31 protein-coding genes and 1 pseudogene are annotated in these 25,889 nt (G+C 70.6%); 13 read left to right on the top strand and 19 right to left on the bottom strand.

Annotated elements, in window-relative coordinates:
• Positions 1 to 11: 11 nt before the first annotated feature.
• The 3 genes from ACFQ9Z_RS19535 to ACFQ9Z_RS19525 all read right to left on the bottom strand — a co-directional run bounded on the left by ACFQ9Z_RS19535 (position 12) and on the right by ACFQ9Z_RS19525 (position 3,897).
• On the bottom strand, positions 12 to 1,337 hold the full coding sequence (locus tag ACFQ9Z_RS19535; RefSeq protein ID WP_383018964.1) for a PhoH family protein: 1,326 nt from the start codon (positions 1,335 to 1,337) through the stop codon (positions 12 to 14).
• 385 nt (positions 1,338 to 1,722) lie between these two features.
• Positions 1,723 to 2,496 (bottom strand): isoprenyl transferase, encoded by a 774-nt coding sequence (locus ACFQ9Z_RS19530; protein ID WP_383018959.1) that lies wholly within the window; start codon positions 2,494 to 2,496, stop codon positions 1,723 to 1,725.
• Between the two features lie 612 nt (positions 2,497 to 3,108).
• Positions 3,109 to 3,897, bottom strand: coding sequence for a methyltransferase domain-containing protein (locus ACFQ9Z_RS19525; protein ID WP_383018953.1), 789 nt, complete (start codon positions 3,895 to 3,897; stop codon positions 3,109 to 3,111).
• Positions 3,898 to 3,950: 53 nt separating this feature from the next.
• On the opposite strand from ACFQ9Z_RS19525, the gene ACFQ9Z_RS19520 reads away from it, so the two are divergent.
• Positions 3,951 to 4,457, top strand: a complete 507-nt coding sequence (locus ACFQ9Z_RS19520; RefSeq protein ID WP_383018945.1) for a DinB family protein — start codon at positions 3,951 to 3,953, stop codon at positions 4,455 to 4,457.
• 34 nt (positions 4,458 to 4,491) lie between these two features.
• On the opposite strand, the gene ACFQ9Z_RS19515 is transcribed toward ACFQ9Z_RS19520, so the two are convergent.
• Positions 4,492 to 4,968, bottom strand: coding sequence for a GNAT family N-acetyltransferase (locus tag ACFQ9Z_RS19515; protein WP_383018940.1), 477 nt, complete (start codon positions 4,966 to 4,968; stop codon positions 4,492 to 4,494).
• 204 nt (positions 4,969 to 5,172) lie between these two features.
• Here ACFQ9Z_RS19515 and ACFQ9Z_RS19510 point away from each other — a divergent pair, with 204 nt between their 5' ends.
• On the top strand, positions 5,173 to 5,562 hold the full coding sequence (locus ACFQ9Z_RS19510) for a DUF192 domain-containing protein (protein WP_383018931.1): 390 nt from the start codon (positions 5,173 to 5,175) through the stop codon (positions 5,560 to 5,562).
• Between the two features lie 68 nt (positions 5,563 to 5,630).
• Here the strand turns inward: ACFQ9Z_RS19510 and ACFQ9Z_RS19505 are convergent, their stop codons facing one another.
• The 14 genes from ACFQ9Z_RS19505 to ACFQ9Z_RS19440 form a co-directional block, all read right to left on the bottom strand.
• Positions 5,631 to 6,254, bottom strand: coding sequence for an OmpA family protein (locus ACFQ9Z_RS19505; protein ID WP_383018928.1), 624 nt, complete (start codon positions 6,252 to 6,254; stop codon positions 5,631 to 5,633).
• Between the two features lie 7 nt (positions 6,255 to 6,261).
• Positions 6,262 to 6,846, bottom strand: a complete 585-nt coding sequence (locus ACFQ9Z_RS19500; RefSeq protein WP_383018924.1) for a hypothetical protein — start codon at positions 6,844 to 6,846, stop codon at positions 6,262 to 6,264.
• A 34-nt stretch (positions 6,847 to 6,880) separates the two neighbouring features.
• Positions 6,881 to 7,468, bottom strand: a complete 588-nt coding sequence (locus tag ACFQ9Z_RS19495) for a pilus assembly protein TadG-related protein (protein ID WP_383019896.1) — start codon at positions 7,466 to 7,468, stop codon at positions 6,881 to 6,883.
• Positions 7,468 to 7,665, bottom strand: a complete 198-nt coding sequence (locus ACFQ9Z_RS19490) for a Flp family type IVb pilin (protein WP_383018920.1) — start codon at positions 7,663 to 7,665, stop codon at positions 7,468 to 7,470. The genes ACFQ9Z_RS19495 and ACFQ9Z_RS19490 overlap by 1 nt, the downstream gene beginning before the upstream one ends.
• A 113-nt stretch (positions 7,666 to 7,778) precedes the next feature.
• Positions 7,779 to 8,534, bottom strand: a complete 756-nt coding sequence (locus ACFQ9Z_RS19485; protein WP_383018915.1) for a response regulator — start codon at positions 8,532 to 8,534, stop codon at positions 7,779 to 7,781.
• Positions 8,522 to 10,009, bottom strand: coding sequence for a histidine kinase (locus ACFQ9Z_RS19480; RefSeq protein WP_383018910.1), 1,488 nt, complete (start codon positions 10,007 to 10,009; stop codon positions 8,522 to 8,524). Before ACFQ9Z_RS19480 ends, ACFQ9Z_RS19485 begins: the two co-directional genes overlap by 13 nt.
• A gap of 20 nt (positions 10,010 to 10,029) precedes the next feature.
• Positions 10,030 to 10,917 (bottom strand): DUF5936 domain-containing protein, encoded by an 888-nt coding sequence (locus tag ACFQ9Z_RS19475; protein ID WP_383018904.1) that lies wholly within the window; start codon positions 10,915 to 10,917, stop codon positions 10,030 to 10,032.
• A 13-nt stretch (positions 10,918 to 10,930) separates the two neighbouring features.
• A complete protein-coding gene (locus tag ACFQ9Z_RS19470) occupies positions 10,931 to 11,875 on the bottom strand; it encodes a type II secretion system F family protein (RefSeq protein WP_383018900.1) in 945 nt (314 codons plus the stop codon).
• 8 nt (positions 11,876 to 11,883) lie between these two features.
• Positions 11,884 to 13,221 carry a CpaF family protein gene (locus ACFQ9Z_RS19465; RefSeq protein WP_383018896.1) on the bottom strand — a complete coding sequence of 446 codons (1,338 nt, stop codon included), beginning with the start codon at positions 13,219 to 13,221 and terminating at the stop codon, positions 11,884 to 11,886.
• Between the two features lie 17 nt (positions 13,222 to 13,238).
• Positions 13,239 to 13,586 (bottom strand): TadE/TadG family type IV pilus assembly protein, encoded by a 348-nt coding sequence (locus tag ACFQ9Z_RS19460; RefSeq protein WP_383018889.1) that lies wholly within the window; start codon positions 13,584 to 13,586, stop codon positions 13,239 to 13,241.
• A 1-nt stretch (position 13,587) separates the two neighbouring features.
• Positions 13,588 to 13,971: a TadE/TadG family type IV pilus assembly protein gene (locus ACFQ9Z_RS19455; protein ID WP_383018880.1), complete on the bottom strand. Its 384-nt coding sequence runs from the start codon at positions 13,969 to 13,971 to the stop codon at positions 13,588 to 13,590.
• A gap of 7 nt (positions 13,972 to 13,978) precedes the next feature.
• Entirely contained in the window at positions 13,979 to 15,229 is a 1,251-nt protein-coding gene (locus ACFQ9Z_RS19450) for a CpaE family protein (protein WP_383018875.1), read from the bottom strand.
• A 12-nt stretch (positions 15,230 to 15,241) separates the two neighbouring features.
• Complete coding sequence (gene cpaB / locus ACFQ9Z_RS19445) at positions 15,242 to 15,949, bottom strand: Flp pilus assembly protein CpaB (RefSeq protein ID WP_383018870.1); 708 nt, start codon at positions 15,947 to 15,949, stop codon at positions 15,242 to 15,244.
• 61 nt (positions 15,950 to 16,010) lie between these two features.
• Positions 16,011 to 16,838: a hypothetical protein gene (locus tag ACFQ9Z_RS19440; RefSeq protein WP_383019893.1), complete on the bottom strand. Its 828-nt coding sequence runs from the start codon at positions 16,836 to 16,838 to the stop codon at positions 16,011 to 16,013.
• A gap of 358 nt (positions 16,839 to 17,196) precedes the next feature.
• Between ACFQ9Z_RS19440 and ACFQ9Z_RS19435 the strand changes: the two genes are divergently transcribed.
• From ACFQ9Z_RS19435 to ACFQ9Z_RS19390, 10 genes and pseudogenes are all read left to right on the top strand, one after another.
• Complete coding sequence (locus tag ACFQ9Z_RS19435) at positions 17,197 to 18,810, top strand: chitinase (protein WP_383018867.1); 1,614 nt, start codon at positions 17,197 to 17,199, stop codon at positions 18,808 to 18,810.
• 225 nt (positions 18,811 to 19,035) lie between these two features.
• Positions 19,036 to 19,467 carry a hypothetical protein gene (locus ACFQ9Z_RS19430; RefSeq protein ID WP_383018864.1) on the top strand — a complete coding sequence of 144 codons (432 nt, stop codon included), beginning with the start codon at positions 19,036 to 19,038 and terminating at the stop codon, positions 19,465 to 19,467.
• A 68-nt stretch (positions 19,468 to 19,535) separates the two neighbouring features.
• Entirely contained in the window at positions 19,536 to 20,180 is a 645-nt protein-coding gene (locus ACFQ9Z_RS19425) for a hypothetical protein (protein WP_383018861.1), read from the top strand.
• A 245-nt stretch (positions 20,181 to 20,425) separates the two neighbouring features.
• Positions 20,426 to 20,953 (top strand): hypothetical protein, encoded by a 528-nt coding sequence (locus tag ACFQ9Z_RS19420; RefSeq protein WP_383018858.1) that lies wholly within the window; start codon positions 20,426 to 20,428, stop codon positions 20,951 to 20,953.
• Positions 20,950 to 21,609, top strand: a complete 660-nt coding sequence (locus ACFQ9Z_RS19415) for a hypothetical protein (protein WP_383018854.1) — start codon at positions 20,950 to 20,952, stop codon at positions 21,607 to 21,609. The genes ACFQ9Z_RS19420 and ACFQ9Z_RS19415 overlap by 4 nt, the downstream gene beginning before the upstream one ends.
• A pseudogene (locus tag ACFQ9Z_RS19410) lies at positions 21,599 to 23,086 on the top strand (putative T7SS-secreted protein); the annotation flags it as partial. The gene ACFQ9Z_RS19415 and the pseudogene ACFQ9Z_RS19410, both read left to right, overlap by 11 nt.
• Before the next feature lie 127 nt (positions 23,087 to 23,213).
• Complete coding sequence (locus ACFQ9Z_RS19405) at positions 23,214 to 23,384, top strand: putative adhesin (RefSeq protein WP_383019890.1); 171 nt, start codon at positions 23,214 to 23,216, stop codon at positions 23,382 to 23,384.
• 13 nt (positions 23,385 to 23,397) lie between these two features.
• A complete protein-coding gene (locus ACFQ9Z_RS19400; RefSeq protein WP_383018846.1) occupies positions 23,398 to 23,817 on the top strand; it encodes a hypothetical protein in 420 nt (139 codons plus the stop codon).
• An 80-nt stretch (positions 23,818 to 23,897) separates the two neighbouring features.
• Positions 23,898 to 24,314: a DUF1266 domain-containing protein gene (locus ACFQ9Z_RS19395; protein ID WP_383018842.1), complete on the top strand. Its 417-nt coding sequence runs from the start codon at positions 23,898 to 23,900 to the stop codon at positions 24,312 to 24,314.
• 28 nt (positions 24,315 to 24,342) lie between these two features.
• On the top strand, positions 24,343 to 24,411 hold the full coding sequence (locus ACFQ9Z_RS19390) for a hypothetical protein (protein ID WP_281296354.1): 69 nt from the start codon (positions 24,343 to 24,345) through the stop codon (positions 24,409 to 24,411).
• 9 nt (positions 24,412 to 24,420) lie between these two features.
• On the opposite strand, the gene ACFQ9Z_RS19385 is transcribed toward ACFQ9Z_RS19390, so the two are convergent.
• Positions 24,421 to 24,828 (bottom strand): ATP-binding protein, encoded by a 408-nt coding sequence (locus ACFQ9Z_RS19385; protein WP_383018836.1) that lies wholly within the window; start codon positions 24,826 to 24,828, stop codon positions 24,421 to 24,423.
• A 207-nt stretch (positions 24,829 to 25,035) separates the two neighbouring features.
• On the opposite strand from ACFQ9Z_RS19385, the gene ACFQ9Z_RS19380 reads away from it, so the two are divergent.
• Positions 25,036 to 25,887: a helix-turn-helix domain-containing protein gene (locus tag ACFQ9Z_RS19380; protein ID WP_383018833.1), complete on the top strand. Its 852-nt coding sequence runs from the start codon at positions 25,036 to 25,038 to the stop codon at positions 25,885 to 25,887.
• The last annotated feature ends 2 nt before the right edge of the window (positions 25,888 to 25,889 follow it).

The following is a 25,889-nucleotide window of genomic DNA, read 5'->3' as shown; positions in this document are numbered from 1 at the left end:
GCTCATTCCCGTCAGATATGGCCCTCTTCGAGCATTTCCGTCACGAGGGCCGCGATCTGGGATCTCTCGGACCGGGTCAGGGTGACGTGGGCGAAGAGCGGATGCCCCTTCAGCTTCTCGACCACGGCCACGACACCGTCGTAGCGGCCGACCCTCAGATTGTCCCGCTGCGCGACGTCATGGGTCAGAACGACCCGTGAATTGGCGCCGATCCGGGACAGGACGGTCAGCAGCACGTTCCGTTCCAGGGACTGCGCCTCGTCGACGATCACGAAGGCGTCGTGCAGGGAGCGGCCCCGGATGTGGGTCAGGGGCAGGACCTCCAGCATGCCCCGGGCGGTGACCTCCTCGATGACCTCGCGGCTGGTGACGGCGGAGAGCGTGTCGAAGACGGCCTGGGCCCACGGGCTCATCTTCTCGGCCTCGGAACCCGGCAGATAGCCCAGTTCCTGCCCGCCGACCGCGTACAGCGGCCGGAAGACCATCACCTTCTGGTGCTGACGCCGCTCCAGGACCGCCTCCAGGCCCGCGCACAGCGCGAGCGCCGACTTGCCGGTGCCGGCCCGGCCGCCCATCGAGACGATGCCGACGTCCGGGTCGAGCAGCAGGTCGAGCGCGATGCGCTGCTCGGCGCTGCGGCCCTTGATGCCGAACGCCTCCCGGTCGCCGCGCACCAGCCGGACGTTGCCCTCGGCGGTGACCCGGCCGAGCGCCTTGCCGCGCTCGGACTGGATGGTCAGGCCGGTGTGCACGGGGAGGCCGGAGGCCTCCGGCACGTACACGTGACCCTCCTCGAACAGGGTGTCCACCTGTTCGCCCGGAAGCGTCAGTTCGGACATCCCGGTCCATCCGGAGTTCTCCGTGATGGCGAGTTCGGCCCGGTACTCCTCGGCCAGCAGGCCGACCGAGGAGGCCTTGATCCTGAGCGGCAGGTCCTTCGAGACGACGGTGACGTCGTACCCCTCGGCCTGCAGGTTGCGGGCCACCGCGAGGATGCGCGAGTCGTTGTCCCCCAGGCGGTAGCCGGTGGGCAGCACGCTGGGGTCCGAGTGGTTGAGCTCGACACGGATCGTTCCGCCCAGTTCCCCGATCGGGATGGGGGCGTCGAGGCGGCCGTTCTTCACCCGGTAGTCGTCCAGCAGGCGCAGCGCCTGACGGGCGAAGTAGCCGAGTTCGGGATGGTGCCGCTTGGCCTCCAGTTCCGTGACCACCACGACGGGCAGCACGACCTCGTGCTCGTCGAAGCGGGTCAGGGCGTTGGGGTCGGCCAGCAGGACGCTGGTGTCGAGAACATACGTGCGCCGATCGGGCTTGTGGCGCTTTGTGCTGGTCACCACGGAAGGACGTACCCCCTCGGATGAGGTCGGGGAGCGACGAAGCGGAAGCCGGGCCGGGAGGGCGGGAGCATTGCGACCGGTCCCCGGCTCCCGCGCAGGGCGGGCCGGACACCGGACCTCCGCGGCTGCTTCCGAGCGGTGACCGCACGGTCGGGCTGGTGCAAAGGGCCTCCCGGGCGGACGGCCCCGTGCCGCCCGCTGAGATCCGACACCCGTGGTTCGGGTGTCGACCTGCTTCCCTTATGCCCTCCAAAAAGCGCCACCATGCAGAAGTGGCCGACAGCGAGCCGGTGAACTCCTTGTTACTTCCGGCCCAACCGGGGTATACGGGACGCCCCGCCGGTACGGTGGCCGGCGGGGCGTGAGGTGTGGGCGGCGTGCGGCGTCAGCCGCCGTAACGGCGGTGACGTGCGGCGTAGTCGCGCAGCGCGCGCAGGAAGTCCACCTTGCGGAAGGCCGGCCAGAACACCTCGCAGAAGTAGTACTCCGAGTGGGCGGTCTGCCAGAGCATGAATCCGGACAGCCGCTGCTCACCGCTGGTGCGGATGACGAGGTCGGGGTCGGGCTGGTCGCCGGTGTAGAGGTGACGGCCGATCATGTCGACGTCGACGGACTCGGCGAGGCTCTCCAGCGTCCCGCCCTTGTCCTGGGCGTCGAGGAGCAAGGAGCGCACGGCGTCGGCGATCTCCTGGCGGCCGCCGTAGCCGATGGCCACGTTGACCACTATCCCGTCGACGTCGGCGGTGCTCTCCTCGGCGTCCTTGAGGACCTGCTGCATCCCGGCCGGCAGCAGGTCGCGGGTGCCGACGTGGTGGACGCGCCAGCGGCCGTCGGCGGCGAGCGCGCGGACGACGTCCTCGATGATGCCGAGGAGCGGGACCAGCTCCTCCTGCGGGCGGTCGAAGTTGTCGGTGGACAGCAGCCACAGGGTGACGACCTCGACGTCCGTCTCGGTGCACCAGCCGAGGAACTCCCCGATCTTCTCGGCACCGGCCCGGTGGCCGTGGACCGTGGTGGAACCGGCCGCCTTCGCCCAGCGCCGGTTGCCGTCCATGATGACGCCGATGTGCTTGGGCACCTGAGCGTGGTCCAGGTGGCCTTCCACCCGGCGTGCGTAGAGCCTGACGAGCAGGCCGCGCAGCTTGTCGCGCAGGTTCACGGGAAAGACCCTTCGGGTTCGGGCGGGTTTCGAGCGTACCCCTGCCGGCGGCTCGCCCCCGAGGTGGGGACGCCGGCCCCCTGCCAGGTGGTTCCCGAAGAAAAACGGGCCGGTCCGTGGGGGGGAGACGGACCGGCCCGAGGGGGGGTTTCCACCATAACCCTTCGTAAGGGCCGGCGCGTGCATCGGCGGGGCACAACTACTCTCCGGAATCATTCGGCGACGCCCAGGTGTGCGCGGAACGCTGTATTCGGGGCGGTTCCGTGACCGGTTCACAGCGGATTCCCAGGGAAAACGCGGCGCGATCGGCGGGATCGAGAGGGTTTGGGCCATCCTGGTGAACGTTCGGCGAGTTGCCCCGGGGTCCCTCCGACGGGCTACCCCGGGAGCGAACGGCGGCTTGACGGCCCGACCGGGGCTCGCGCGGTGCGTCGCGGCACCGCGCGGCCCCCTCCACCGCACGCTGCCGCCCGCGCCGCTTTGCTGGCGCGAATAACCTTGGCCTGAACCTATGTGACGGATGGGGCGGATGTGAAGCGCCCCCGATAACGATGTGGAAACCCCGGGGGAAGCACGGGTGAACCCGGCGCCGGAACGCCCGGCTCCGCCTCCCTACCGGGAGGCCGGCTTGCGGGCGTCGAAGAGGTGCCGCGCGCTGTGCGCCACGAACGGCCCGTCCTTCTCGATCCGCTCGTGCAGGGCGCGGAGCCGGGGCCGGTACTCCTCCACCGTGAAGCCCGGGACCATCCAGACCACCTTGCGCAGGAAGTGCACGACGGCGGCGATGTCGTGGAACTCCATCCGCAGCCGCTCCGCCCGCAGCTCCACGACCTCCAGCCCGGCCGCCTCGGCGTCCTTGCGCTCGCCCTCGGGGTCGCGCCCCCGGCGCGCGGACTCCGGCTGGGGCCCGCGGAAGTACTCGACCAGCTCGAACACGCTGGCGGGCCCGACGTGCTGGGCGAAGTAGGTGCCGCCGGGCCGCAGCACCCGCGCGATCTCCGCCCAGTGCGGGGTCACCGGGTGCCGGCTGAGCACCAGGTCGAAGGCTCCGTCGGCGAACGGCAGCGGCGCGTCATCCGCTGCCGCCACGACCACCACGCCCCGCGGCCGCAGCAGGGCGGTGGCCCTGGCGATGTTCGGCGGCCACCCCTCCGTGGCGGCGACGAGGTGCGGCCGGTCCGGTTCCGCCCGGCCCAGCGCGAAGTCGAGCACCTCGCCGCCCCCGGTCTGGACGTCCAGCGCGGCCCCGGCCCGCGCCAGCCGCTCGCCCGCCGACCGGGCGTACCCCCACGAGGGCCGTGCCTCGTCGGCCCGGCCCTCGAACCAGGAGAAGTCCCATCCCTCGGTGGGAACGGCGGCGCCCTCGGCCACGAGGTCCTCGAAGGAGCGGCTGTCTGTCATGGAAGTCATCGTCGCAGCCCCGTTGTCATCGCGTCCTGCTAATTTCCGCGTCCATGACGAACACACCCGCCGGCGCCGCCGACGAGAAGGGCATCCTGCGCACGAGCCTGGACCGCCACCGGGACGCCGTGCTCTGGAAGCTCGACGGCCTGGACGACGAACAGCTGCGCCGCCCCATGACGCCGACCGGGACCAGCCTGCTGGGCCTGGTCAAACATCTGGCCTCGGTCGAGTACGGCTGGTTCGTGGGGACGTTCGGCGGCGAGGTGGAGCCCCTGTGGTTCGACCCGTACACGGAGGAGGACCTGCGGATCGCCCCCGACGAGACGACGGACCGCATCGTCGCCTTCCACGGCCGCGCCCGCGCCGCCGCCGACCGGATGATCTCCGAGCTGCCCCTGGACACCCTGGGCCGCCCCGCCTGGCGGGACCAGCCCGTCTCCCTGCGCTGGACCCTCGTCCACATGACCACGGAGACGGCCCGGCACGCCGGTCACATGGACATCCTGCGGGAACTGATCGACGGCGCCACGGGCGACCGCCGTCCGGCGGCCGGCTGACCGACGGGGGCCGGTGCGGCACCGGCCCCCGGCCTCACGCGGGAGGACGCCGGAGCGCGAGCACGGCGAACACGTCGTCGCCGTCCCGGTCCGTGCCCACGTGTTCGAAGCCGTGCTTCTCCAGCAGGCGGACGGAGGCGGTGTTCCCCGAGAAGGGGTCGGCGTACAGGGGGCGTACCCGCTCCAACTCCAGGAAGAGGCCGAGGGCACGGGTTCCCACGCCGCGCGCCCAGTAGGGGCGGCCGAGCCAGTAGCCGACGAATCTGCGCCCGTCCTTCGCGGTCCAGGAGACGACGCTGCCCGCCACCTCGCCGTCGACGGTGACCGTGCGCACCAGGCTGTCGGGGTCGCTCAGGATCCGTCCCCGCCAGTGCTCCAGGAAGGCGTCCAGCGGCCGGGGAGTGAACCTCGACCGCCGGACGGCCTCCGGGTCGTTCTCGTAGACGTGGAGGACGTGGAGGTCCTCGTCCCTGACTTCACGCAGACGCACTTCGTCGTGTTCGCCGGTCATGCGGTGCAGTGTGGCAGCCGCCGCTGACAGCGCCGGCCCCGCTCAGCCGGCGCACCGCAGCGGCCACCGCAGCCGCGTCTCGCGCGACGCCCGGGTCCGGCACGGAATCCAGCCCCCCGCTGGCGGGTTCCGTGTCCGGCCGGACGGCGGGGTTGCCTTTCCCGGGGCTCCGCCGGGTACGGTCGCCGCGGAGGTGGGCTCGGGATGGCGCGCTGGCAAAACGGACGGGGCAGGCTGGTGGTCCGGCCGAGCGGAGGCGGGGCCGCGGTCACCGTCCCGCTGGAGCTGGCGACGTCCTACCGGGCGCGCACCCGGGGCCTGCTGGGCCGTGACTCGCTCGCCGGGGCGCTGCTGCTGTCCCCCGCGGGCAGTGTGCACACCTTCCGCATGCGCTTCCCCATCGACGTCGCCTACCTCGACCGCCGGCTCACCGTCCTGGCCGTGCGCACCATGCCGCCGGGCCGCCTGGGCCTCCCCCGCCTCCGCTCCCGCCATGTGCTGGAGGCGGAGGCGGGAGTCATGGCGGGGTGGGGGCTGGTGGCGGGGGCGCGGGTCGAGATCGAGAGCGGGGGCGGGGGCGGGGGCGGGGGCTAGCGGGTGCAGGCGCCGGGACTTGGCTGCGGGTGGGGCCGGTCGGGTCGCGTGGTCCCCGGTGATTCGGGTCAGTTCTCCGTGCGCGGGAAGGAGACCTCCACGCGGCGGTTCTTCTTCCTGCCCGCCTCCGTCGAGTTGTCGGCGATGGGGTACTGCTCGCCGTAGCCGCGTACTTCGAAGGTGACGTTCGGGTCGTTCAGCTCCTGGTCGAGGACGGCCTGCACCGCGTTGGCGCGCTGCCTGGACAGGACGTCGCCGTGGGCGGAGGAGCCGAGGTCGTCGGTGAAGCCGAAGACGCGGACCCGGGTCGCGTTCTGCTTCTTGATCTCGTCGGCGATCGTCGCGATACGGGCCTTCGCCTCGCCGCCCAGCTTGGCGCTGTCCTTGCCGAAGAGGACCTCGGCCTGCAGGGCGAAGGTGACGTCGGCGTTGGTGTCCTCCCGCCGCTCGTCCCCGCTCTGGTCCTCGACGACCGACTTGATGTCCAGCACCTTGGGCTCGGCGAGGGTGGCCCCCTCGGGCAGCTTGAGGTCCGGGTCGGTGGGGTCGACCTTCACGGGGGCGGTGGCGGAGGGTTCCGTGCCGGGGGGTTCGCTGGGGGAGGTGTCGTCGGCGCGGGCCAGGGAGAGGTTGGCGGCCGCGAGGAGGACGGCTGTGGTGAGGGTGAGGGTGAGGCGGGGCGTGGTGGTCACTTCTGCCTCACCCGGAGATCTGGATGGTGGCGGCCGGGAAGGTCGGCAGTTGGAAGTCCACTTCGGAGGTGTTCTCCGGGGGCGCGGGGAACTGCATGAACACCGAGAGATCGTCCCCGGGTTTGAGTGTCGAGAAGCCAGTCGTGGTCAATGGGCGGCCATCCGTGTCCCGCAGCACGTAGTACCGCTTCTTACCCTGGGGATCGATCAGGGTGGCCCCTCCAAGGGACCTGCCGTTTCTGATGATCTCCGTTTCGTTGCCACTCAGGGCGGAGGGAATGACAAGGTTCTTGGCCCCGTCGTTTTTCAGGACGCCGTTCACGGTCACGAACCCGCCGCCATCACGCTGTGCGGAGGTAATCGACAGGTACAGCCCGTCCGAACCTTTCAACTCCGCCAACGGTTCGTTCGACTGACCTTCCTGCGCGCTCGCGTTTGATCCGCCGGACGCGGCGGCTGACGCCGAGTGTTCAGGCTTCTTGGGGTCGTCCCCTCCGCCGCCACCGCAGCCGGCCGCACTGAGGGCCAGACCGGCCGCGACGGTCAGCGCGACCATCCCCCTGTTGGCCTTCCCTGTGAACCGAATACTCATGGCTCTGCTTCCTTCTGTACGCGTCGTTCGCTTGTCAGTCGGCGAGGTGGACGTCGAAGAGGTCCTCGGGCCCAGGGAGGTCGGTCAAGTCGTCCGGGTTCAAATCCCAGTCGCGACCCCTGCAGACGAGTCGCGGCAACGTGTCGTCGGCTTCGTCACCGGCCAGTTCGAACGAGCAGAGAGGATCGATCACAGCCCTGGCAGATGCCGTCGACTGGACGTGCTCCGTGCCGGGAACGACGGACTTCCCTACCGTCTTGTTCGTCTTGGCATCGACCGTGAAGGTGAGGGGCGTCGGCGAGTCGCAGTGCACTTCCGCGTCGTTCTGCGAAGCCAGTTGATCAGCACGCCAGCAGGAGGGCCCCAGGTCCACTGTGCCGTCGAAGATGGCCTGCCATTTGGTCGGGTCCAGTACGTCCTCCGCCCACCTGGCCGCGAGCTGATCACGCCTGTTCTGGGCTGCGGCGAGAGCAGCCGCGTCGGCCGCGGTCTGGGCACCGCCGCGATTCACCGCGGCTTGTCCAACAGCGAGGTAGGCCAGCGCAAGAAAAAGCAGACCTGCCACCACCGTGATGTAGATGGGGAAGGCCTGCCCCGAGTCGCCCAGGGGACGGAGGCGAATCAGCCTCCGGTGACTTCGGCGATCTTCTGCGTGATCGCGTCGTAGATCGACTGACCGATGCTCGTTCCCGTGATCGCCAGAACGATCGCCACGACCACTGCGATGATGCCGAGGTACTCCACCGCCGTCTGTCCCCGGTCGTTGCGGGCGGCGCGAGCCCACAGACACGCAACAGTGGTGTTGAACCATTCGCTCATGGCGTTCCCCTCCAAGGTCGCCTCCGATCCTGACAACGTACGGCGGGACGTCCCGCCTCCCAGAGGGCCCCTGGGCCCAACCGAGGGCCCAATCACTCCCCCGCGTCTCCACCTCACGCCACCCCCAGCCACTTGGCCGTCGCCTGGGACCTGGTCGTGCTGTGGAGCTTGGCGAAGATACGGTTGATGTGGTTCTTGACGGTCTTCTCGCTGATGAAGCAGGCGGCGGCGATCTGCTGGTTGGTCATGCCGGACGCGATGAGGTCCATGATCTCCGCCTCCCTGCCGCTCAGTTGGAATCGCGACCGGTACGACTGTCCCACACCTGGTTGCAGTTGCGAAAGGTTTTGAGGTGGAATTTCGCCTACGGCAGGCGGCAGTTCGTGCTCCATATGTGCAGGTGCACTCTCCCGCAGCCCCGCCACCAACGCCCGCGCCGCTCCCGGCGTCACGTGCGGCCGTCCCTCCCGTACGTCGCGCACCGCCCTCACCAGCTGCTCCGCGGTGAACTCACCGTGCACCAGGTAACCCCCCGCCCCCAGTCGCAGCGCCTCCCGCACCGTCTCCGTCTCGTGGCTGTACGTCAGCATCATGACCGGGGCCAGGCGGACCAGGTGGGGCAATGCCGAGATTCCGTCGACGCCGGGCATGCGCACGTCGAGGAGGACGACGTCGGGACGGTGGAGCAGTGCCGCCTCGTACGCCTCACGGCCGTCCGCCGCCTCCGCCACCACGGTGGTGTCCTCGCGGTCGGAGAGGAGGGCGGTGAGGCCCGCGCGGATGACCGGGTTGTCGTCGGCCACCACCAGGCGCAGGGGGGCCGTGACGGTGGCCGGCGGGAAGCCGGGGCCTGGGTTCAGCCGCTGCATCGGGGTGCCTCCTTCTCGGGGTCGTGAGTTCGGGGGTTCGAGGGTTCGCGCGTTCGGGGGTTCGAGGGGCCGGGGGTTCGGGAGGCCGGGGGTTCAGGGGTACCGGACCCGACCCTTTCGGGCGGCGCGGGGACGGCGGGGTGTCCCTCGGGCCGCAGGGGCAGTTCCACCCTGACCTCGGTGCCTCGTGCGTGGCCGCCGCGCCCGACGCGGATGCGCGCACCTGCCGCGGCGGCCCGTTCGACCATGCCGAGCAGGCCGAAGTGGCCGGAGCGGCGCAGGTCGTCGAGAGTCGTGCCGGGTGGCAGACCGGTGCCGTCGTCGTGCACCGACAGCCGGAGCATGCCGCCCTCGACTCCCGCCGCCAGCTCCACGCGGGTAGCCGACGCGTGCCGGTGGGCGTTCTCCAGCGCCTCCGTGACGATGGCGAGCAGGTGGCGGGCGAGGGGCGGCGGGAGGGCGGGCAGGGGGGCCCGGCCGTCGTCCGAACGGCGGCACGCGGCGGGCAGTCCGGTGCGGGCCGTGAAGTCGGCGGCGCGGGCCGTCGCCTCGGTCCAGAGGTCGGTGGGGGCCGGCGCCGCCGGGGTGTCCTCGCGGCGCAGGTCCTCCAGGAGTTCCCGGGACTCCGCCGCCGCCCTGCGGGCCGAGCGGGACACCAGGTCGGCCTGGCGGCGGACTCGGGCCGGGTCCGGGGCTTCGGCCGACGCGGTGGCCGCCAGGCCGTCGGCCGCGAGGGCCACGCCGTACAGGGTCTTGGCCACCGAGTCGTGCATCTCGCGGGCCAGCCGGGCCCGTTCCGCGTGCACCGCCTCCGTCGCCGCCAGCCGGGCCTGTACCGCCGTGAGCGCCTGCGTCGCGGCTCCGTAGCGCAGCATCAGGTTGCGCAGGGTCGAGCCCATCGCGCCGGTGACGACGCACAGGCCGGGCAGCAGCAGTGACTCGGCGACTCCCGCCCGCTGGTCGGCCTTCAGGGTGGCGTGGACCAGCAGGAGGATCAGGGACTGCAGCGAGGCGAAGCAGGCCGCGCCCCGCCAGCCGTAGACCAGCCCGGCGAGCAGCGGGGTGCAGACGCTGACGTAGGCGAGGGTGGTGTCCGGGCCCGCGGAGATCAGCGGCAGGGAGCCGAAGAGGGTGTCGGCGGCCAGCAGGCTGGGGTGGCGCAGCAGGAGGGGGCCGAAGCGTTCCCAGTCGCGGAACAGGACGTAGGACACCATGAAGGTGACGACGACGGCCGCGCCGACCAGGCGTACGCCCAGGCCGGGGGACGCGTTGAGCAGGGCGGCCGGGGCCGCCAGCACGATCATGGCGAGGCGGAACCCGAAGACCTGCCGGCACATCGCCTGCAGGGCGCGTATCTGCAGCTTCTCCGGGTCGGGCGCGGAGGAGGCACCCCTGGGGCCCACGCCCGCGTCCGCATGTCCCCCCGCCCGCCCGCGCCAGTGCCGGCGGCCCGTGGCGCCCCTCGCCGGCGTCATGGTCGTCACCCCGTCCCCGCCTACTCGCCCGTCAGGGAGCCGAAGTCGACGCCGGAGCCCAGCAGCAGGCCCGCGCCCAGGAGCAGCATCGTCGCCGGGACCATGAAGGTGGTGATCATCAGCGTGGCCTTGGGGACCGCGCGGGCGGCCTTGCGGCGGGCGTTCTGGGCGTCCGTGCGGCGCATGTCCTTGGCGAGGGCGACGAGGGTGTCGACGATCGGGGCGCCGAGTTCCTCGCCCTGCTGCAGGGCCGTCACGAACATCGCCACCTGCTCGGAGTCGTTGCGGCGCCGCAGTTCCGCGAAGGCCTGGCGGCGGCTGACGCCGAGGTCCATCTGGCGCAGGGTGATGCGCAGTTCGTCCGCCCAGGGGCCCTCGTAGCGGGTGGCCACCCGGTCCAGGGCCTGGCGGAAGCCGAGTCCCGCGCTGACCACGACCGCGAGCACGTCCAGGAAGTCCGGCAGGGTCCGCTCGATGACGTCCTTGCGGACGCGGATCGCCGACCAGATGCCGACCTCCGTCCAGAACGCCCCGAACAGCAGCAGGAGCAGGGCCACGAACCACTGGCCGCGCAGCAGGAAGACCAGGAAGCCGGCGCCGCCGAGCGCGCCGTACACCGCGCGGCGGGCGGCGTAGCGGTCGATGGTGAGGCCGCCGGGGTTGCCCGCGAGGTCGATCCGGCGGCGGTACCGGGCGACCAGACGGGGGCCCATCAGGCGGAGCACGAAGGGTGCGTAGCGCATGCCCATGCGGTCGATCACGGAGTCCACCGCGCCGGTGCGGGTGGCGCCGACCTCCAGGGCGAGCGCCAGGTCGCCGGGGAGTTTCGCGTCCGCGCGGTACATCCGGATGCCGGCGAAGGCGCCCCAGACGCCGAGGCCCATCAGCAGGGCCAGCAGGTATGCCATCAGGTCGGTCCCCTCACACGTCGATGCGGCTCATGCGGCGGATGAGGACGAATCCGACGGCGTACATGGCGAACGCGATGATCACGCAGGCCTGGCCGACCGGGGAGCCGGTCATGCGGTCGAGCGCGCCGTCCTTGACCCCGTTCATCAGGAACAGCGCGCCGACGCCGAGGACGGGGACGGCGTACGACGTCATCGTCACCTGGGAGAGCTGGGTGCGGATCTCGCGCCGGGTCTCCTTGCGTTCCTCGAGGGTCTCGGTGAGGTTGCGCAGGGCCGACACGACCTGGCCGCCGGCCCGGTTGGACAGCACCAGCGTCGTGACGAGCACGACCAGTTCGCGCGAGGGCAGCCGGTCCGCCAGTTCGCCGAGCGCGTCGTCGAGGGAGTGGCCGATGGCGAGCTGGTCGGCGACCTTGGCCAGTTCCTCGCCCGCGGGCGCCTCCAGTTCCTCCGCCGCCATGCCGAGCGCGGTGCGCAGCGCGAGACCGGCCTGGGTGGCGTTGGCCAGGATGCGGGCCAGTTCCGGGAGCTGGTTGATGAAGCGCTCGATGCGTTTCTGCCGCTGCCAGTTGAGGAACTGGACGGCCGCCCAGATGCCGAGCAGCCCGGCGAGCGGGCCGAAGAAGGGGGCCAGGGTGGCCTGTCCGATGAGCCAGAGCGCGGCGACCGCGGCGAGCATGTAGGCGAAGAACTCGCCCGGGGTGACGTCCAGGCCGGTCGCCGCGAGCCGCAGCTCCAGTTTCCGGCCGAGTGCCGTGCGGCGCAGCCGGCGGTCCAGGGTGCGGAAGCGGCGCCGGCGGCCGGGGCCGGAGTCGGCTCCGGTGTGCGCGAGCCGGTCGATGAGGGCGGCGCGCTGGGCCCGGCCCGAGGCGTAGGTGTGGATGCCGACGACGGCCAGGACGCAGGTCAGCAGGGCGACACCGGTGGTGAGCTGTACGAGCGTGCGCAGTTCCATGGGGGGTCCTACCTGGCTTCTCGGGTGGCGAGCTGTTCCGCGAAGTGGGCGACGCCGAAGGCCTGCGGAATCGGCTGGCCCGCCATGTGGAGGCGGTCGGCGGTGCGCCGTGGCAGCGGGTGGTACTCGAAGGTGCCGTGCACCTGGCCGTCGGCGGTCATGGGCCGGGCGTGGAACCGGGCGGCGGTGGCGAGCCGGTACGGGTCGCCACCGTGGCTGTCGAGCAGGGCGATCTCGGTGATCCGGCGGGCGCCGTCGGCGAACCGGGTGAGCTGGACGATGACGTCGACGGCGCTGTTGATCTGGTCGTGCAGCGCCACGAAGGGCACCTCGACGTCGGACATGGAGGCGAGGGTCTGCAGCCGGGTGAGGGCGTCCTCCGCGCTGTTGGCGTGCACGGTGGCGAGGGAGCCGTCGTGGCCGGTGGACATCGCCTGGAGCATGTCGAGCGACTCGCCGCCGCGGACCTCGCCGACCACGATGCGGTCGGGTCGCATGCGCAGGGAGTTGCGCACCAGTTCCCGGATGGTGACCTGGCCCTTGCCCTCGACGTTCGGCGGGCGTGACTCCAGCCGGACGACGTGGGTCTGCTGGAGCTGGAGTTCGGCGGAGTCCTCGATGGTGATGATGCGCTCGTGCGCCGGGATGAGCCCGGACAGGGCGTTGAGCAGGGTCGTCTTGCCGGTGCCGGTGGCCCCGGAGACGATGATGTTGAACTTCGCCTGCACCAGCCCGGCCAGCAGGAACACCATGGGCTCGTCGAGCGAGCCGAAGCCGGTCAGCTCCCGCAGGGTGAAGGAGCGCGGGAAGCGGCGGATGGTGAGGGTGGGGCCGGTCAGGGACAGCGGCGGGATGATGACGTTGACCCGCTCGCCGGAGGGCAGCCGGGCGTCCACCATCGGGTTGGACTCGTCCACCCGGCGGTTGACCGTCGAGACGATCCGCTCGATGGTCTGCATGAGCTGGTCGGCGGAGGCGAAGCGCAGCGGCAGCTGCTCGACGCGCCCGCCGCGTTCGACGAAGATCGCGTCCGGGCCGTTCACCATGATCTCGGTGACGGAGGGGTCCTCGAGGAGGGGTTCCAGGATGCCGAGGCCCAGCGCCTCGTCCACCACCCGCCGGATGAGCTGGGCGCGCTCCGCCGTGGAGAGCACCGGGCCCTCGCGGCTGATGATGTGCCCGAGCACCCGCTCCAGCCGTGCCCTGCGCTCGGCGGCGGCCAGCGAGCTCATCTCGGCGAGGTCGATCTCCTCCAACAGCTTCGCCCGGTAGGAGGCGACCAGGTGCCCGTCCTCGCCCCGGGTGCCGTGCTCCTCGGGGGAGTTGATGCGTGCCCGCAGGCTCATGGGTTCGCTTCTCCTCGTCAGTGGTCGAGGGGCATGGTGGCGGACTTCTCGGCGGGGTCGAAGTGCCAGCCCGGGACGATCGAGGGGATGGAGACGGAGGCGGTGACGGTGACCGAGCCGGCCCCGCCCCCGCTCGCGCCGCACGTCACGGTCAGCCCGCCGCTGACGGCCTGCGCGCACGCCGCCTGGGCGGACTGCCCCAGCGACTCGGCCCGCGCCCCCGCCCGCGCGGCCGTGCCGGCCTGCTCGGCGGCGTAGGCGATCGCCCCGATCTGGAAGCCGGCCATCCCGACGATCAGCAGGACCGGGATGAACCCGAGGTACTCGACGGCCACCTGGCCCCGGTCGCGTCCGCTGCGTGGCATGTCAGTCCTTCACCTCCTCGACGGCGCCGGCGTGGCCGTGCACCGTGACGGGGAAGTCGACGGAGCCGGGGAAGAGGACGGGGACCTTGATGTCGACATCGGCGGTCACATAGCCGGATGCGCTGCAGGTCACCGACGCACCCCCCTTCCACGCCCCGGACAGGTGCGCCAGGCCGGCCGCCTGGCACGCGGCCTGACGCTCACCACCCCGGTGCGCCGCCGTCCCCGCCCGCACACCCTCGTCGGCAGCATTCCCCGCGAGCGTGTAGGCGTACCCCACGAGCACGCACTGCCACATCAGCACCAGCGTCAGCACGATCAGCGGGGTCATCCCCAGGAACTCGACGGCGACCTGGCCCCGGTCGTCCCCGCGCAGGCGTCTCATCGGCCCCTCACTCCTTCCGCCGCCGGAAGCTCACCGATCCCCGGTCGCCGCGCGACCGGCCGCCGCCCCGGTGGGAGGCGCCCTCGGGCGTCTTCGCCAGCCCCAGTTCCCCGGCGAGCGCCCACAGGGACTGCTTGACGGTGCTCCTGGCGTCGAGTTCGTGGACCCGGCCCGCGTCCACGACGGCCTGCAGTTCCTTGAAGTTGGCGGGTACGGCCGTGCGCGCCACCGCCGTGCCGGTGATCCGCTGCACCAGCGGCGGCTGGATCTCCGTGCTCCGGGTGTGCCGGTTGACGACGGCCGTCGTCTCCTCCGCCTTGCGGATCTGCAGCCGGTCCCACATGCGGACGGTCCGCTTGGCCGCGCGTACGGCGACCACGTCGGGGGTGACCACCAGCAGCGCGGTGTCGGCCGTCTCCACCGCCGCCGCGCCGGCCGCGCCGAGCTGGGCCCCGCAGTCCACGACCACGACCTCGTAGCGGGCGCGCAGGGCGCCGATGATCTGGCGGGCGGCCCGGTCGGTGACCTCCTCGCCGCGTTCGCCCTCGGCCGGGGCGAGGAGCAGGGCCAGCCCCGAGTCGTGGCGGAAGACGGCGTCGGCCAGGACCCGCGGGGAGATGTCGTTGATGGCGGCCAGGTCCACCACCGAGCGGCGGAACTGGACGTCCAGGTAGGAGGCGATGTCGCCGGTCTGCAGGTCGAGGTCGACCAGGGCGGTGGGCCGGCCGGAGGCCTGGGCGGCGAGCGCGAGCTGGATGGCGGTCAGGGTCGCGCCGACGCCTCCCTTGGCGCCGCTGACCGTGACGACCGTGCCGCCGGCCCCGCCGAACGTGTCGGCGCCGTGGCCGAGGTGGCGGCGTACGCCGGTCGACCACTGGGCGACGGCCTGCACCCGGTTGGCGAGTTCCTCGTACGACAGCGGGAGCGGGACCAGGCCGCGGGCGCCGGAGTCCATGGCGGCGGCGAACAGGCCGGGGCTCGCGTCGGTGGTGACGAGGATGACGCCGACCGCCGGGAAGCGCAGGGCGACCTCGCGGATCAGCTCAAGCGCGGGTACCGGGCCGATGCGTTCGTGGACGACGACGACTTCGGGCAGTTCGTCGACCGACTCGGCGGCGAGCCGGGCGAGGGCGTCGACCAGTTGGGTGGAGTCGGTGACGGGCGGCTGCGGTTCGGCGTCGGGGAGCTGGCTGAGCAGGGTGACGAGGGAGCGGACGGCGTCCGGGTCGGCGCCGGCCGGGAGGATCCTGGTGGGCATGCGGACCGCCTCTCACTTGTCCGTCGCGAGTTCGTAGGTGCGGTCCTTGTCCGGGACGCCGGTCTGGCCGCCGGGCGCCACCAGGGCGAGCCGGACCCGCTGGGCGAAGGACTCGGCGTAGGTGATCCGCTGGGCGTCGAGGGTGGACAGCGCGAAGGTGATCGGGACGGCCTCGGTGGGCTGCTGCCGGTCCTTGCCGGTGTCGGGTTCGAGCGCGGTGATCCGGCCGACGTCGAGGACCCGGGCGTTGGTCACGATGATCTTCGACTGGTCGGGGTCGCCCTCCTTCTTTCCCTCGAAGGTGGCATAGACGTTGACGCGCGAACCGGGGGTGATCTTGCCCGCGACCCCGGTCGCCGCGTCGATCATGATGGCGACCTCCTGCTGGCCCGGCTGGAGGTCGGGCCGGTCCACGATCATGTCCGTCTGCAGCAGGGAGCCGGCCCGCAGGGTGGTCACGGCGATCTTGCCCCGGATCTGCCGCAGGTCGGTGACGGCGTTGCCGGACAGCCACCGCTTCGGCATCTCGGTCTTCTCGAACTGGCCCGTGTCCAGCGCGGTGTACGGCTTCACGTCGGACCTGACCCGGTAGGCGGTGACCTCGGGCCCGACCTTGGAGTTCACGTCGTGGACGACGGAGAGCACGCCGGCGAACGCGCCGAGAGCGCACAGGACCGACAGGATCAGGAGTATCACGCCGCGGCGCTGACGGGAGTTCATGAGCCGTGCAACCTCATTGGGGGAATCGGTCGAGCGGGATGTGAGCTGGTGTTCGTGCTGGTCAGGCGGGCGTTCGCTGCTCCAGGGCGCGCGGCGCGGGCGGCTCGTGGGCGGGCGGGGTGGCGGAGCAGAACACGCAGCGGTCGCCGAGGACGTCGAGGCCGCACCAGTGGCAGCCGGACTGCCGTACCGAGGTGACCAGCTGGTAGAGGACGGACAGGTCGGCGAGGTAGCTGCAGAACTCGATCAGCCGGCCCGTGCCCCACCAGCGCGCGGACTCGGCGGGCAGCGGGGTCTCGCGCAGCGCGTGCGCGGTCCACTCCTTGGCGAGACCGGTGAGCCAGTCGCTCTGCAGCTGCCCCTTGGCGACCAGCATCCAGGTGGCGAACTCGGGGCCCTTGAGGGTGGCGCCGGGGGCGACCTTGACGAGCTGCGGCTCGGGATGGGCGACGACGGCGAACTGGCTGCCCGGCACCCAGGACTTGGCGTGCGTCTTGAGCCCGACCGGCACCCGGTCCAGCCGGGCGACCGAGCCGAGGACGGCGCCGGCGTGGATGTAGTGGGTGAGCAGCCGGCCCGCCGAGGCGAGCACGCCCGGGCTGAGGTCGCAGGAGGCGAGCTGCCTGAGCTGCCGGGCCAGGACGGCGATGCCGAGCGGCGGGAGTTCGGGCCGGAAGACGGCGATGCGGTCGCTCTCCAGCAGCGAGCGGAGGGTGTGCAGGCGTCGTACGACGGGTTCCGGGGTGGCCTGCGAGCACACGACGACCAGGTACCCGTGCTGTTCCGTCAGCGTGTGCAGCTCGGTGAGGGCGTGCTCCAGCGGGCGCCGGTCGAGGTCGCGCAGCACGACGGCCGGCATGGTCCGTTCGTCCTGCGCCGGCAGCGCCATGTCGGCACTGGTCACGGCAATGGCAGTTGGCACGCGCAGCTCCCCGCTCCTTCACGCCCCGCGGCTCGTCGCTGTCACTCCAGCGCGCCGGGACGACTTCATTGCGTGACTACCTGAGCACTGTAACCACGCCCCGATGACCGGAGAACAGCGTTTGTGCAGCCCGTGTGGAACTCATCGTTCACAAGTGCCTGCAAATACGGACAGGTTGAGCGCCCGGGCGGAGAGGGTTCTGGTCTGGACCTCTTGACAGCCCGATTGGCCTAGACCAACTTGTACGCCAACGGTGGCCACCGTCCCCCGCTCCACCTCCCCACCGACTCCCCCACCGGAGGCCCCTGTGGACCGCGCATCAGCCATGCCATCGGACCGGACCGGACGCAGACGGCGCGCACGCGTCGGCACCTGGTCCGCCGTCACCGCCCTCGCCCTCGCGGTCGCAGGCCTGGCCGCGGCCCCCGCCTCGGCCGCGGACGTCAACAACGCACGCAACGCCGGCTTCGAGTCGGGCCTGGCCAACTGGACCTGTACGGCCGCCAGCGGCACGACGGTCTCCTCCCCCGTCCACTCCGGCTCCTCGGCCCTGAAGGCCACACCGGCGGGCCAGGACAACGCCCAGTGCACCCAGCCGGTGGCGGTGAAGCCCAACTCGACGTACACGCTGAGCGGTTGGGTCCAGGGCGGCTACACCTACCTGGGCGTCACCGGCACGGGCACCACGGACGTCTCCACCTGGACCCCCGACACCGCGTCCTGGAAGCAGCTCTCCGACGGCGGCGGCGGTGGCGACCCGGCCCCCACCGTGCCCGCCGCGCCCGCGGGTCTCACGGTCGCCGGCACGACGTCCTCCTCCGTCTCGCTGTCCTGGTCGGCCGTGTCCGGCGCCACCGGCTACAACGTCTACCGCAACGGCACCAAGGTGACGGCGGTGACGGGCACCTCGGCGACGGTCACCGGCCTCGCCGCGTCGACCTCGTACTCCTTCCAGGTCACGGCGGCCAACTCGGCGGGCGAGTCCGCGAAGTCCGGCACGGTGACGGCGACGACGGCGGCCACCGGCGGTGGCGGCGGGGGTGGCGGCGGTTCGCTGCCGAAGCACGCCGTGACCGGCTACTGGCAGAACTTCAACAACGGGGCGAAGGTCCAGAAGATCTCCGACGTCCCGGCGGCCTACGACATCATCGCGGTCGCCTTCGCCGACGCCACCACCACGCCGGGCGCGGTCTCCTTCAGCCTGGACTCGGCCGGCCTCGGCGGTTACACGGCCGACCAGTTCAAGGCCGACATCAAGGCCAAGCAGGCGGCGGGCAAGAAGGTCGTCATCTCCATCGGCGGCCAGAACGGCACGGTGTCGGTGAGCGACTCGGCCTCGGCGGCGAACTTCGCGAACTCCGTCTACTCCCTGATGCAGACGTACGGCTTCGACGGCGTCGACATCGACCTGGAGAACGGCCTCAACGCGACCTACATGACGCAGGCGCTGCGCTCCCTGTCCTCGAAGGCGGGCTCGTCCCTGATCATCACGATGGCGCCGCAGACGATCGACATGCAGTCGACGTCGAACTCCTACTTCCAGACGGCCCTGAACATCAAGGACATCCTCACGGTCGTCAACATGCAGTACTACAACAGCGGGTCCATGCTGGGCTGCGACGGCAAGGTGTACAGCCAGGGCTCGGTGGACTTCCTGACGGCCCTCGCCTGCATCCAGCTCGAGGGCGGCCTCGCCCCGTCCCAGGTCGGCCTCGGCCTGCCGGCCTCGACGAGCGGCGCGGGCAGCGGCTACGTGTCCCCCACGGTGGTCGACAACGCCCTGGACTGCCTCTCCAAGGGCACCGGCTGCGGCACATTCAAGCCCTCGAAGACCTACCCCGACCTGCGCGGCGCGATGACCTGGTCCACCAACTGGGACGCCTCGTCCGGCAACGCGTGGTCCAACGCGGTGGGGGCGCACGTGCACGCGATGCCGTGAGGTGAGCTCCGGCTGAAGCCCGTCGGCTGCGGACGCCCGGATCCGGGGGGATCCGGGCGTCCGCCGTGCGCGGAGCAGGGGACCGGGCGCTCGCGGGTATCCGGCCCCCGGTGGTCCACCGCCGGCGGTCCGTCCGGGCGGGCGATTTCTGTCGTATGCCTGTGTCTGCACCTCCGCCGGTAGTACGGTCTGATCGGTTGTCAGCAGTTACTCGGGGGGAGCGGGATGACAGGGGTGGAGATCGCGGTCGGCTGCCTGTTCGCATGGGCGGCCCGCAAGGCGCGGCGGGTGGGGGCCCGGGCCGACCAGGAGGCGGACCGCGCCCTGGACGCGGCGATGGACCGGGTGCACGAGGTGGTCAGCGAGAAGCTCGGCCAGGAGACGGCCCTGACCCGCTTGGACGAGGAAGCCGCGGCCGGTCGCGGTGAACCTACGCCCGAGACCCGTCAGTGGCTCCAGTTCGTCCTGCAGGACGCGATCGACCACGACAAGGCCTTCGCCGCGTCGCTCCGCGACGCACTGGACCGGCTTCAGGCCCGGCCCGAACACGCCGCCCAGGGCGCGAACGTTCTGCAAGGCAATGTCTTCCACGGCAACACGGCCTTCCAGATCGGGGACGACGCCCACCAGGTCAACACCTTCGGAACGCAGGAATGACCGTCACCGGACAAGGCGGGGACGGTCCCGGCAGATTCGACCACAACCACCTTCACGGGCCTTCCGGCGTGCAGGTCGGGCCGAACGGCCATCAGTTCAACGCCAACCCCAACATCAATATCCGGCAATCGGGATTCCTGCTGCCGGCCGTCTGCGTCGCCGCGCTGGTCGGAGGGGCCGTCTTCGCGGTCATGGCGCTCGCGCCCTGGAAGGGCGGTTCGCAGGGCGCCGCACCGCCCCCGGACTCGGTCGCGAGCAGGGGCCCCGACGTCACCGCTCAGGCACCTGACTCCCCGTCGGAGCAGGCTCCCGACTCCTCACCGACGACAGCGGTGGCTGCCGCGAGCACGGTCCGGTGGCAGGGGGAGATCAGCATCGGCATGGCGGGGGTGGACCTCGACTCCGTCCCCCCGTCCCAGAGCACCGACGAATCCTATGACGCCGCGCTGTACAGCAGCAGCGACGCACTGATGACGAATCAATCCGGCGCTCCGGACGTGGCGGCGTGGCCCGGCTCCGGAACGCCGAGCAGGAAGCAGTGCGCCGACCAGCTCGCCACGCACGGCGGGTTCATGGCCCAGGCGGCGACCGAGAGCGTGCTGTGCGTCAGGACGCGCACCGGACGCGTCGCCGCCCTGACGATCACCTCGATGGGCGACGTGTTCACCGCCGGCACGGCCAAGGTGACCGTCTGGGAGGCGAAGGACCAGTAGTGCTCGGCCAGGCCCGGGACCACTGGTACGCATCGTCCGGCAATTCCTGATCGGCGCGGGGCGAGGCATGCGCACGCGACGCCGTCGGGCAGGGCCCCGGCCGAACGGCACCTGCATCCAGGGCTCCGGGCGGTCGTGCGTCCGCATCGCCGCATGTCCACCGCGGGACGGATTCGGCCATAGCCCTTTCATCGTGACGGGCACCGCGTTGCTTTCGGCAATGGGCCGGTGTGATGATCCCGGGCATGGCTGATCACGGGGGTGATGGCGGCCGGGCGGAGGAAATACGCAGGTCGTCGCTTACGGGGTACGCGGAGATGACGGGTGCGGAGACGCCCGGCGCGGTCCTGCACGAAGAACGTTCCGCACCTGCCCCGGAAGCCGTCGACGTGCGGCGCAGACGCCGGGAGTTCGCCGCTCTGCTGGGTGAGTTCCGTCGTACGCCCGTGCTGGTGCCGGTGGACGGGGACGAGAACCCGCTGACCGCCGATCAGGGAGGCGTCCGCTGGATCCTGGCCTTCTCGAACGAGCCGGCGCTGGCCCGGTTCGTGTTCGCGAGGGGGGAGGGAGACCGGGAGTGGGCGTACCGGCGGGTGCTGGGCGCCAGGCTGCTGGACGCCGGGGTCCCGGCCGTCGGGGTGCCGTGCGGGGTGGCTCTGGACGCGGCCGACGGGGATGAGGGCGTGCTGTTCCCGCCGGTCGCGGGGATCGTGCCGGACGCGGTGGCCGTAGACCTGGCTGCCCGGGCGGCCTATGAGGAGGCACCGCGGTGAGCGGGGGCAAGGGCGGCAAGGACATCAAGGCCGCGGGGCTGGACGAGATAGCGAAGGGCATCACGCTCACCCTGGCCGAACTCAAGGAGCTTGGCGTCGACAGCCTGGCCGGGGTGGGCCGGGGTTTCTCGAACCTGGAACTCTCCGGCATCCAGTTGGGCCACGAGGATCTGACCGCCAAGTTCAAGTCGTTCTGCGAACGCTGGGAGTGGGGCGTCCGAGGCCTGGTGGCGGAGGGCAACAAGTTCGCCCAGGACGTGGGTCTGTCGGCGGGCACCCTGCACGAGACGGACGAGTACATCAGTGGTGCCATGAAGATCGCATACAACGCGGGAGTGGGTAACCCATACGCCTCCGAGGACGACGTCACCAAGAAGAGCTGGGACGAACTACGCCGGAGCAGCGTCGACTCCGTCACCGACCCCGACTACAGCGGGAAGTCGTTCGACGAGGCCTGGCAAGAGTCCAAGCAGAGCTTCAAGGACGCCGGACGGGACGCCATGACGGGATCACTGGGCCTGCCGACGGGCGTCACGATGGACCGCGTCAACCAGGCGGCCGGGACCAGCGACGACTACAACCGCGTGCTCGACGACATGTGGGGCCCCTCCCCGGAGGAACGCGCGAAGGCGACCGGGCAGGACGGTGAGGGCTGATGGGCGTCCTGGGCGACATCGGCGATGGCATCAACAGCGGAGGTACGGCAAGAACGTCTACGACGCGGGCAAGAAGAAGCTCGGCGAGGGCATCGACAAAGGCAGCGACGTCACCGCCGACGCCCTCGACACGGTCGGCGCTCACGACTGGGCGGACAAGGTCCACCACTACGGAGACCGGACCGCCTCCGCCCTGGGCGCCACGCCGGGCGAGCAGCAGCTCGGCGAGACCGACGAAGCGACCGACCTGATCCACGGTGACGCGGGGGACATCCGGTCCACCGCCAAGCACCTGAAGGACTTCAACATCGCCTTCGACCGGGTCGGCCAGGGCATGCGCAAGCTGGACTCCTCACAGTGGCAGGGCGAGGCGGCCGACGCGTTCCGCAAGAAGTTCGAGATGCACCCGGTGAACTGGCTGCACGCGGCGGACGCCTGCGCCAAGGCGGCGACGGCACTGGAAACCTACGCCGAGACGGTTGTCTGGGCGCAGCAGAAGGCCCGTGACGCGATCGACCTGTACAAGAAGGGCAAGGAGGCCTCGGCGACGGCGAAGGACGCGTACGACAAGCGCGTCACCGCCTACAAGGACGCCGTGAAGTCGGGCGACAAGGAGCCGGGCCCGGACCCCGGCGACTTCGACGACCCCGGTGCGGCGCTCGTCAAGGAGGCCGAGGAGCTTCTCCACGACGCCCGCAAGCAGCGCAACGAGGCCGCCGGCGCCGCCGCGAAGGCGGTCGAGTCGGCCATGGCCCACGCCCCGGCCGAACCGCCCCCGCTGGCCCAGCTGAAGGCGGACGCTGTCGACGGTTACGGCGCCTTCAACACCGAGATGCTCCATGTCGGCGGAGGCATGATCAAGGGCACGGCAGGCCTCTACAGCATGGTCCGCGGCGCCAACCCCCTCGATCCGTACAACCTGGCCCACCCCGCCGAGGCTCTGCAGCACCAGGCCATGACCCTGGCCGGCCTGGTGTCCAGCGCGACGCACCCCGAGCGGACGCTCAAGCAGACGCTCCAGGACTTCGCCAAGGACCCCGCCGAGTTCGGCGGCCGCTTCGTACCCCAGGTGCTCCTGACCGACGGAGCGGGGCTGGAGGCGGGCGGCGTCCGGGCCGCGACCGCGGAGAGACTCGCGATGCGGGACTCGCTGAAGGCCGCTGAGCGGGAGGGGGCGGGAGCCGAGGGCGCGGCCGGGAAGGGCGCGCGGGAGACGGTGGAGGAGGACCCCGCGGCGACCTCCCACGACAAGACCAGTACGCACAGCGACGACACCGACCCGATCAACCTCGCCACCGGCAAGATGTACCTGCCGCAGACGGACGTCACCCTGCCCGGGGTGCTGCCTCTGGTCCTGGAGCGGCGGGTGGAGTCCGGCTACCACCTGGGCCGCTGGTTCGGTCCGTCGTGGTCCTCAACGCTGGATCAGCGTCTGGAGATCGACGCGGAGGGAGTCGTCTTCGTCACCGAGGACGGCCTGCTGCTGGCGTACCCGCACCCCGCACCCGGCCTCCCCACGCTCCCCAGCCACGGACCCCGCCGACCGCTGAACCGAGTAGAAGGCGGATACACGGTCACGGACCCGCAGACCCGCCGCACTCGAGATTTACGGGCCAGGCGAAAAACTCCCCAATTACTCTCTTTTCCCAGGAGATGGATTGAACATACTCGGGGCACCGCGAAATTTGACGGTAAGCGGCGAAACGCGCCTATCAGAGCTGCTGCAACCCAATATGGGACCGGTACACTGGGCAGCCTGTCGATCAGTGTTCTAGCGAAAGGTGAAGAATGACTCACTACGATGATCTATCCGAGTACACATATTTCCCCGACTCAGTCCCCAGCGGGGTAATGGCACTCAATATCGGCTGGCTGGACCCCTCGCAAGAATACACCCACGGAAGCACACCGGACATTCTCGAAAAGAAATTGGAGGACCTTACGTATGGCTCCAGGCAAATGAAGACAAGGGGGTGGCACAGATGTCAGCTCCCTCACGCGAATGGAGAGGATCCATACCCGGCCACAGTGGAGATCTCCGGTACGCGTATCGCTCTCGGCGGAGCCGAGATACGAGTAGTCGCCAAGTCGGGGAATTGGTTGATCGCACCGGACCTGATTCTTCATTACATCAGAGAGCATTCCTACAAGCCGCCTCAGGAATTCATCACCGCAGTAATTGATCACCGGATCGCCCCACAAGTTTAGAAAACAGCTGCCCTGCGAGCAGCACAGCTCGGTGCGGGACCTCGCCCTCGGCCTGCGTCGCACCATCGCACGCGACTTCGGTGGCCACGTTGACGTCGCCTACTGGCGACAGGCGGCCGCCCGGGTCATTCGCTCGAACTCCGGCGCCACGGTCGTGGTCAGTGAGGACGGCGTCACGAAGTCCGAGCAGCCCGAGTCCGAGACCGAGGCTCGGTATCGAAGGGGTCCAACTGCTGATCGGACGCACCACCCGCTGTGAGGCCCGGCTGCGGGCAGATGGCGTACTCGGCGACGGGCGATACGTCTCGTCCGTCGGCGCCTGGGATCTGGGACGGGCCTCGATGATGGCCCAGTGGGGGCTTGGAGCGCGGTTCGGCACGCTGGCCGAGGCCAAAGCCGCCGTGGTTCAGGCGGGGCGAGCGGCTTCCCTGTCGTACAAGTCGTGGCAGGACTTCTCCGCCACATACAATCCTCGGGCGGTGCGTCCACTTCGATGAGGAGGAGTTCGGGGACTGGTACCAGGACATGGTCGAGGCCCATCGCATCCTGATGTCCGACCCCGGCAGCCCCTGGCTCAACGTCCCCTTCCGGTGACGTTTCGGGTCACGCCGCCGTGAGTTCGCACCACACGTACTTGCCCCGGTTCCCGAACCTGGCCGACGGGTGCCAGCCCCAGAAGTCCGCGAACGCCCTGACCAGGGCCAAGCCGCGCCCCTCCTCCCCCAGCTCGGCGACCTCCTCCAGCGGGCGGAACGGCTCCGGTGGGCCGGGGTCCGTGTCCCACGCCCCGATCCACACCACCCCCTCCACCGAGCGGCGCACCCTCAGCGCGGCCGGCCCCTTCGTGTGCCGTACCGCGTTCGACACCAGCTCCGTCGCGAGGAGTTCGGCCGTGTCGACCAGACCGATCAGACCGTGCATCGTCAGGATCAGACGCAGCGTGCGGCGGGAGATCGTCACCGCTCTGAGGTCGTTGGGGATGTAGAGCGTGTAGTCCCAGGTTTCGGGCATGACTCATCCACTCCGGTGAGGGGTTCGGTCCGAGAGCACGCGGTGGCATTGCCGCAGACGCCATGGCAGGACGACGCGGTGCGCTTCCGCAGTGCGTTCTTTTCGCTACGGACAGTAGGGCCATATTTTGGGACCCTGCAAGTGGTTGCCGTAATCTACCCCTCGAACGAGGCGCAGTCGCACAGCAGTTGAGGTCAGGGAGAAGCCATGCCGCGCAGGCAGCAGCCCACCGCACGACAAGAACGCCTGGGCGCTGAGCTGCGGAAACTGCGCGAAGCCGCAGGGCTCAAGGGACGCGAGGCAGCCGCGCTGCTCGGGACCGACTCGGCGCAGATGAGTCAGATCGAGGCCGGCACCGCCGGTGTGAGCGAGGAGCGGGTTCGCCGTCTCGCCGCTTTGTACGCCTGCACGGATGAGGGACTGATCGACGCCTTGGTCGGGATGGCGACCGACCGGACCCGTGGCTGGTGGGAGGACTACCGGGGCCACCTGCCGACGCCCTTCATGGACTTGCCCGAGCTGGAGCACCATGCCAACTACCGCTGGGACGTCGAGTTCCTGCATGTCCCGGGCCTTCTGCAGACCGCCGCGTACGCCCGCTCCCTCTTCGCCTACGTCAATCCGGAGTTCCCGGACGGCGACGTCGAGCGCTGGGTGGAGCATCGGATGAAGCGCAGGGTCATCATCGATCGCGTGGATCCGGTTCCCTACGCAGCGGTGGTCCATGAGGCGGCGCTGCGCATCAGGGTCGGTGACCGAGCTGCAGCGCGCGAGCAGCTCAACCGCGTTCTTGAACTCTCCGAGGCCGACCATGTGACAGTGCGCGTCGTCCCCTTCGATATCGACGGCTTCGGCGGCGCCGGAAGCGCCATGGTGTACGCGGGCGGTCCCGTACCCAGACTGGACACCGTCGTTCGCGATGGCCCCAACGGTCCGGTCTTCGTCGATGCCGAGGCCCAACTCCACAGATATCGAACGCTCTTCCGTAGGGTGGAGGCGGTGTCACTCGACCCCCACCGGTCGCGTGACTTCATCCACCGGCTGGCGAAGGAGCTGTGAGT

The sequence above is a fragment of the Streptomyces sp. NPDC056580 genome (assembly GCF_042793175.1).
GTDB lineage: Bacteria > Actinomycetota > Actinomycetes > Streptomycetales > Streptomycetaceae > Streptomyces.
Note: the sequence above shows the minus strand (reverse complement) of the source record. Positions and strands in the feature narration are given on the sequence as shown.

What these genes read in the sequence shown, in the direction of transcription:
- ACFQ9Z_RS19525 (WP_383018953.1), bottom strand. Translation starts at nt 3,897, where the DNA reads ATGACAGACAGCCGCTCCTTCGAGGACCTCGTGGCCGAGGGCGCCGCC.
- ACFQ9Z_RS19520 (WP_383018945.1), top strand. Translation starts at nt 3,951, where the DNA reads ATGACGAACACACCCGCCGGCGCCGCCGACGAGAAGGGCATCCTGCGC.
- ACFQ9Z_RS19515 (WP_383018940.1), bottom strand. Translation starts at nt 4,968, where the DNA reads ATGACCGGCGAACACGACGAAGTGCGTCTGCGTGAAGTCAGGGACGAG.
- ACFQ9Z_RS19510 (WP_383018931.1), top strand. Translation starts at nt 5,173, where the DNA reads ATGGCGCGCTGGCAAAACGGACGGGGCAGGCTGGTGGTCCGGCCGAGC.
- ACFQ9Z_RS19500 (WP_383018924.1), bottom strand. Translation starts at nt 6,846, where the DNA reads ATGAGTATTCGGTTCACAGGGAAGGCCAACAGGGGGATGGTCGCGCTG.
- ACFQ9Z_RS19490 (WP_383018920.1), bottom strand. Translation starts at nt 7,665, where the DNA reads ATGAGCGAATGGTTCAACACCACTGTTGCGTGTCTGTGGGCTCGCGCC.
- ACFQ9Z_RS19485 (WP_383018915.1), bottom strand. Translation starts at nt 8,534, where the DNA reads ATGCAGCGGCTGAACCCAGGCCCCGGCTTCCCGCCGGCCACCGTCACG.
- ACFQ9Z_RS19480 (WP_383018910.1), bottom strand. Translation starts at nt 10,009, where the DNA reads ATGACGCCGGCGAGGGGCGCCACGGGCCGCCGGCACTGGCGCGGGCGG.
- ACFQ9Z_RS19475 (WP_383018904.1), bottom strand. Translation starts at nt 10,917, where the DNA reads ATGGCATACCTGCTGGCCCTGCTGATGGGCCTCGGCGTCTGGGGCGCC.
- ACFQ9Z_RS19470 (WP_383018900.1), bottom strand. Translation starts at nt 11,875, where the DNA reads ATGGAACTGCGCACGCTCGTACAGCTCACCACCGGTGTCGCCCTGCTG.
- ACFQ9Z_RS19465 (WP_383018896.1), bottom strand. Translation starts at nt 13,221, where the DNA reads ATGAGCCTGCGGGCACGCATCAACTCCCCCGAGGAGCACGGCACCCGG.
- ACFQ9Z_RS19460 (WP_383018889.1), bottom strand. Translation starts at nt 13,586, where the DNA reads ATGCCACGCAGCGGACGCGACCGGGGCCAGGTGGCCGTCGAGTACCTC.
- ACFQ9Z_RS19455 (WP_383018880.1), bottom strand. Translation starts at nt 13,971, where the DNA reads ATGAGACGCCTGCGCGGGGACGACCGGGGCCAGGTCGCCGTCGAGTTC.
- ACFQ9Z_RS19450 (WP_383018875.1), bottom strand. Translation starts at nt 15,229, where the DNA reads ATGCCCACCAGGATCCTCCCGGCCGGCGCCGACCCGGACGCCGTCCGC.
- cpaB (WP_383018870.1), bottom strand. Translation starts at nt 15,949, where the DNA reads ATGAACTCCCGTCAGCGCCGCGGCGTGATACTCCTGATCCTGTCGGTC.
- ACFQ9Z_RS19440 (WP_383019893.1), bottom strand. Translation starts at nt 16,838, where the DNA reads ATGGCGCTGCCGGCGCAGGACGAACGGACCATGCCGGCCGTCGTGCTG.
- ACFQ9Z_RS19435 (WP_383018867.1), top strand. Translation starts at nt 17,197, where the DNA reads ATGCCATCGGACCGGACCGGACGCAGACGGCGCGCACGCGTCGGCACC.
- ACFQ9Z_RS19430 (WP_383018864.1), top strand. Translation starts at nt 19,036, where the DNA reads ATGACAGGGGTGGAGATCGCGGTCGGCTGCCTGTTCGCATGGGCGGCC.
- ACFQ9Z_RS19420 (WP_383018858.1), top strand. Translation starts at nt 20,426, where the DNA reads ATGGCTGATCACGGGGGTGATGGCGGCCGGGCGGAGGAAATACGCAGG.
- ACFQ9Z_RS19400 (WP_383018846.1), top strand. Translation starts at nt 23,398, where the DNA reads ATGACTCACTACGATGATCTATCCGAGTACACATATTTCCCCGACTCA.
- ACFQ9Z_RS19385 (WP_383018836.1), bottom strand. Translation starts at nt 24,828, where the DNA reads ATGCCCGAAACCTGGGACTACACGCTCTACATCCCCAACGACCTCAGA.
- ACFQ9Z_RS19380 (WP_383018833.1), top strand. Translation starts at nt 25,036, where the DNA reads ATGCCGCGCAGGCAGCAGCCCACCGCACGACAAGAACGCCTGGGCGCT.